Genomic DNA, 4762 nt, shown 5'->3' with positions numbered 1-4762 from the left:
ACAATGCGCCATACCCTGCGGGCATCTATGGCAAAATGAAACTCCTCCCATATCTTCTTGGCTATGGAGTGGTTGGAGGATCCGGCGAGAAGCTGGGCAAAGGCGAACTCCACAATAGGCCGTTCTTCTTCCACAATGGTCAGCTTCTTATCTACGGATTTGTAGGCAAAAGGGTGCTTGCCGGTACATTCCTCCTTGCGCCGCTTCTTGCCCTCGTTGATGTACTTGATACGGTCACTGGTTTGATCAGATTCGTTCTGGGCAATGGAAAGCTTCAAGTTAAGCATAAGCCGGCCGTTGGTTGTGGTGGTGTTATAATCCTCCTGGGTACATTCCCACTCAACACCGTACTGGTCCAGTACCTCCTGCACCTTGTAATAGTCCCGGACATTGCGGAACCACCTGTCAAGGCACTTAAGCAGGATAACATCAATATGGCCTGCCCGCACATCGTCAAGAAGCCTCTGGAGCTCCTTCCTTTTGCTGATGGCCTTTCGGGCCGTGTTGCCCTCATCCGCGTATACATCCACCACAGCATAGTGGTGGGCGGTTGCGTACTTTTCCAAGTCGTGCCGCTGCTCTCCAAGGGAAAAGCCGTGCTTGGCCTGTTCCTCGGTGGATACTCTGATATACAGTGCTGCTTTTTTCATAATAAAAACACCTCTTTCTTTGTATGGCAATAAGCCCTAAGAGGTGCTATAATAACACTTGGGTAGTGTGATTGGTTTGCACCTCGCAGGCTGATTACATTCGGGCCGTCTCCTGTTGGCGCAGGGGGCGGCTTTTTTATTTTATTTAGAATAAAAAAATAGCCCAATATCCAGCTAACCAGATACTGAGCCTGCAAAAACCATACGGTTTTTTCCTTCTGATAAAAGTATATATAGCTCAGTACCAATTGTCAATTTCGTTTCAATATGCCTTTCTTAACCAGCATATTAGTGTATTGCTCAATCTGCTCATATTCTTCTCTGTTGCAAAAATGTGGCTGAAGGAAATTTTCATCAAGAAGATTAAACTCTTTTATTTTAAGAGACTTTTTGTCAACTAAAATACTGAAGGAAACAGGGTATTTGTCGTCTTCTTTAATTGGACGGCTAAAATACAAAGAAGGTTCATGATAGTTTGTGAATCCTGCTTTTATAAAATCATCGGTGGTAGCATAACTATTTATTTGAATTTTTCCGCATAACTCAACAAATTTTTTCCCGTATCCTTTATCTGGATTTAAAACATAAACCGTCATTTATAGTCATCTCCTTTTAGAGTCTCCTATTTGAAGGGTTGAAACGCCCATCACAGGTACGAAGCCCATCTATATGTTCAAATAAATCAGGCTTAATAGGATTAAACAGGGGGTCTAATACGAAATCTATCCCCTCGCGGCGAGCAAGTTTGGCAGCGGGAACAAAGTCGCTATCTCCAGATATCAATATGATTTGATCAACAAGCCTTTTATATGCAAGGCTTGCTATATCCAAACCTATTTTCATATCAACACCTTTTTGGTCTAACGATAGCATAAAATCGGCTTCGGTGAGTTCGTCGAAGGTTTTGCTCTCGTTACAGAGTTTTCTGATGATATCCGGTCTTATAGTAAAGTGTGCCTGCTCGGTAGCTAATTTACCTAAACGGATAGCAAATTTGCGTTTTTGCTTTAACTCATTAATAAAATCGTGCATCCATGTGTAGAGGGGAGTCCTTGAAAAAAGGACCTGTCTCTTCAAATATGGATGATAGACTGGTGTTTCCATAGGCATGCAGTCGTAATAAAAAACTCTGTAGAGGGTTGATACCATCTCACCATGATGGAATAAGTGTCTTTTGCAGTACTGACTTAATTCTTCTGCGCGTTCCGCGCTGGTAGCTTCCCCCAGCATGGCACGGGCCCTGCATCTATAGAATCCGCCATCTACAAGTATCGCAGTTTTCATGTTTATACCTCCTAAAATATAAAAAGTCCTTGGTTTGAACGCTTCTCCTTATAGTGGAGAGGTTTAATCCCAAGGACACGATAAACATATTTTCTTGGGATTATGCTATCTTTTTTTCTGTATGTTGTCAATACTATTTATTAACAACCTTGTGTATAATACATCCACATTTGTGGATAACACCGCCTTATCCCGGGCGTTTTTTTTTATTTGCGTTTGAGAATCGTGTGAAATCTAACGCATTTTCAAATGCATTTTAGTTTCGGATTTTAGATTTGACTTGCTGGTAACTTTTGAAATACTCACAAATTTTATCCATCCGTTCTCACCTCTCCACCCGGGGCGGCTTTTGCCACAACTTTAATGCAGGGACTTTTATGGTTTGCACACACCACATGGCTTATATCCGGCATTGATAGCTTCCTCTCTGGAGCTCATCGGAATAAAATTTTCCGGGTGCTTGATGGTTCTGCAGCTGTAGTAGTGGAACTTCATGGATTTTGGATTACATAGGTAATCAGTAGCCATGGCAGGAACTGCCATAGAAAAAACTAAAGATACAATAACGGTAAGAAAAGCAATTTTCTTAATCATAGCCAGTCACTCCTTTTCTTGTATAGAAAATTTAACATAATTGCAGGCTGGCTTTATTGCTGGCCTGTTTTCTTTTTGCTAATTGTTTTAGGCATTTTTTACAATAAAATGATATAATATACAAAATATATTGCAGAAAGTGAGGAAGCGTCATGCGTAAGAATCTTAAATGTGTTGATTTCATCATAATGGTTGGAATAGTGCTCTTATCAGTAAAGCAAATTGCCGAATCGTCAACCAATATAACCTCTACATTATGTGAACTAGCTATTTTCGCCTGGGCCCTCATTGGTTGCGTGCGTATCGACGAAAAGAATCACGAGAAGAATCATAAGGATGTTTAGGTGTGTACGCAATGGTTCACCAACTATATCACTTAGCTTATCTATACCAAATAGTATCATTTCAAACCTAAATTCAGAAAGAGTTGCCCAGCTGATATATGCGTTTACGGCCGCATTTCTTGATTTTTCCATTAGGCCTTGTGCCTTACGGAGATTAACTTTTCTTTTGTGACGATGTGGCGCAGGAGGTGGTGCTTTCTCTATTGTCACTTCACCAGATAAAACTGAATTTACCTGCCCGAATAAATATGGGCGATTAGCCTGTATATATGTAAGTGCCGGCATTACCGATTCGTATAGGTATGTAGAATTATGAAAAATCGGTAACGGATTTCCCATTATACCTCTAGACCTGGCAATGGTATTTTGAAGTTCCATAATGGCTGGTGGTATTGTTGGCAATGCAAAAGACCGAGTTAGTTCTATTCTTGGCATAGAATGTAATTGAGCCATTATTTTTGAAATCTCATCTACACCAACAGTACTTTCTATGATTTTATACGCTCTGTTATTGGCTTCAATCATCTTGTAATAATCATCAATGGTAGCCATTCATATTGGTCCTTTCTCACCGCCTCACTGGGCGGCTTTTTTATTGCGTTTGGGAATCGTGTGAAATCAAACGCATTTTCAAACGCATTTTAGTTTCGGATTTTAGATTTCAGATCCGGATTTGAGTTGATAGCTTGTTGGAAACCCTTGTTGGAATGACAAAAAAGTTGGCAAGTTTCAACAAGCTGTCCATCAAGATGTCGCCCAGGTGGGCGGCTTTTTATATGAAATTTATTTAAAATAATACGCCTAAATACTTGTAATACGCATAAAGGAGTGTTATAATATAATCAAAGGAGGGAATGGATACGAAACCGAAAGAGCTATTGCAGATATTGGAGGATGATGGTTGGAGAGTAGTAAGAATAAAAGGCTCACACCACATTATGAAACATCCAACTAAGCCCGGTATGATCACCCTACCAATGCACAACAAAGACATGAAGCCGGGAACCTACAACACGATTTTGAAACAGGCGGGGCTGAAATAAGCCCCCAAAACCCTTATATAGATTTATGGAGGTAACGATTATGAAAAAGATGTACTATCCAGCAGTATTTCATCCAGAAGAGGATGGCGGATATTCCGTGCATTTTCCTGATTTATTAGGCTGTGTCACGGAAGGCGACACTATGCAGGAAGCTATTGAAATGGCAGAGGATGCCTTGGGAATATATCTCTATACTCTGAAAGAGGATAAAGAAGAAATACCTGCTGCCACAAATCCGGCTGATATTAAGACAGAGGGCCGGGACTTCGTATCAATGGTAATATATGATGAGGTGGAATATCTGAAGCGCACCGACAGCCACGCAGTAAAGAAGAACTGTACCATACCGGCATGGTTGGATACTCTTGCTAGGGAAAGCAATGTAAACTTCTCCCAGCTTCTCCAGAACGCCATCAAAAAGGAATTGAATATAGTATAATAGTTCATTGCCGTCCTTCGGGGCGGCTTTTTTTTGCGTTTGAGAATCGTGTGAAATCAAACGCATTTTCAAACGCAATTACTTATTTTCACCATGTTTATATCATGGTCTAAACTAATGCCGTTTATTCTCCAGCTGGTCGGCGGGGGTGGAGGACTCCATATCCGCATTCTCTATATGCTCCAGCTCGTGCCTGATGGTCTGCATCTGCTGTTCGCGTGTATGGTCCTTGTTGACATATATGTTGTAATGCCCGTCGGCATCCTCGCAGACGAACCCTTTTACTTTTGAGCCCAATCCGCCGGTAAGGCGGATAAGATAGTCAATACCTTCAATCAGCATATGACATCACCTCTGTTATTCCTCACCCTTTAACTGCTTTAATAGGTTGGCGGCTATCTCCAAATC

General features: G+C 41.3%; 8 protein-coding genes. 2 read left to right on the top strand and 6 right to left on the bottom strand.

Annotated elements, in window-relative coordinates:
* From K6C05_RS10895 to K6C05_RS10875, 5 genes are all read right to left on the bottom strand, one after another.
* Positions 1-650 (bottom strand): recombinase family protein (locus K6C05_RS10895; RefSeq protein WP_296734690.1); only part of this gene is annotated, 650 nt, incomplete at its 3' end.
* Positions 651-901: 251 nt separating this feature from the next.
* A complete protein-coding gene (locus K6C05_RS10890; RefSeq protein WP_296734688.1) occupies positions 902-1246 on the bottom strand; it encodes a hypothetical protein in 345 nt (114 codons plus the stop codon).
* Positions 1247-1262: 16 nt separating this feature from the next.
* The gene (locus K6C05_RS10885) at positions 1263-1934 is read right to left on the bottom strand and encodes an NYN domain-containing protein (RefSeq protein ID WP_296734686.1); all 672 of its coding nucleotides are present in this window, start codon (positions 1932-1934) and stop codon (positions 1263-1265) included.
* A 375-nt stretch (positions 1935-2309) separates the two neighbouring features.
* On the bottom strand, positions 2310-2528 hold the full coding sequence (locus K6C05_RS10880; protein WP_296734682.1) for a nuclease: 219 nt from the start codon (positions 2526-2528) through the stop codon (positions 2310-2312).
* 263 nt (positions 2529-2791) lie between these two features.
* On the bottom strand, positions 2792-3424 hold the full coding sequence (locus K6C05_RS10875; protein WP_296734679.1) for a hypothetical protein: 633 nt from the start codon (positions 3422-3424) through the stop codon (positions 2792-2794).
* Between the two features lie 302 nt (positions 3425-3726).
* Here K6C05_RS10875 and K6C05_RS10870 point away from each other — a divergent pair, with 302 nt between their 5' ends.
* Both K6C05_RS10870 and K6C05_RS10865 read left to right on the top strand, forming a co-directional pair.
* Positions 3727-3915, top strand: a complete 189-nt coding sequence (locus tag K6C05_RS10870; RefSeq protein WP_294523055.1) for a type II toxin-antitoxin system HicA family toxin — start codon at positions 3727-3729, stop codon at positions 3913-3915.
* A 40-nt stretch (positions 3916-3955) separates the two neighbouring features.
* Positions 3956-4354, top strand: coding sequence for a type II toxin-antitoxin system HicB family antitoxin (locus K6C05_RS10865; protein WP_296734673.1), 399 nt, complete (start codon positions 3956-3958; stop codon positions 4352-4354).
* A 114-nt stretch (positions 4355-4468) separates the two neighbouring features.
* Here the strand turns inward: K6C05_RS10865 and K6C05_RS10860 are convergent, their stop codons facing one another.
* Complete coding sequence (locus K6C05_RS10860; protein WP_296734671.1) at positions 4469-4696, bottom strand: ImmA/IrrE family metallo-endopeptidase; 228 nt, start codon at positions 4694-4696, stop codon at positions 4469-4471.
* Positions 4697-4762 lie beyond the last annotated feature (66 nt).

Origin of the sequence: Anaerovibrio sp., assembly GCF_024697385.1 — a bacterium.
GTDB lineage: Bacteria > Bacillota > Negativicutes > Selenomonadales > Selenomonadaceae > Anaerovibrio.
The sequence above is the reverse complement of the archived record's forward strand: the minus strand, read 5'-3'. Positions and strand labels throughout refer to the sequence as shown.

Excerpts from the sequence above, each read along its gene's own strand:
- K6C05_RS10890 (WP_296734688.1), bottom strand. The coding sequence starts at position 1,246 with ATGACGGTTTATGTTTTAAATCCAGATAAAGGATACGGGAAAAAATTT.
- K6C05_RS10885 (WP_296734686.1), bottom strand. The coding sequence starts at position 1,934 with ATGAAAACTGCGATACTTGTAGATGGCGGATTCTATAGATGCAGGGCC.
- K6C05_RS10880 (WP_296734682.1), bottom strand. The coding sequence starts at position 2,528 with ATGATTAAGAAAATTGCTTTTCTTACCGTTATTGTATCTTTAGTTTTT.
- K6C05_RS10875 (WP_296734679.1), bottom strand. The coding sequence starts at position 3,424 with ATGGCTACCATTGATGATTATTACAAGATGATTGAAGCCAATAACAGA.
- K6C05_RS10870 (WP_294523055.1), top strand. The coding sequence starts at position 3,727 with ATGGATACGAAACCGAAAGAGCTATTGCAGATATTGGAGGATGATGGT.
- K6C05_RS10865 (WP_296734673.1), top strand. The coding sequence starts at position 3,956 with ATGAAAAAGATGTACTATCCAGCAGTATTTCATCCAGAAGAGGATGGC.
- K6C05_RS10860 (WP_296734671.1), bottom strand. The coding sequence starts at position 4,696 with ATGCTGATTGAAGGTATTGACTATCTTATCCGCCTTACCGGCGGATTG.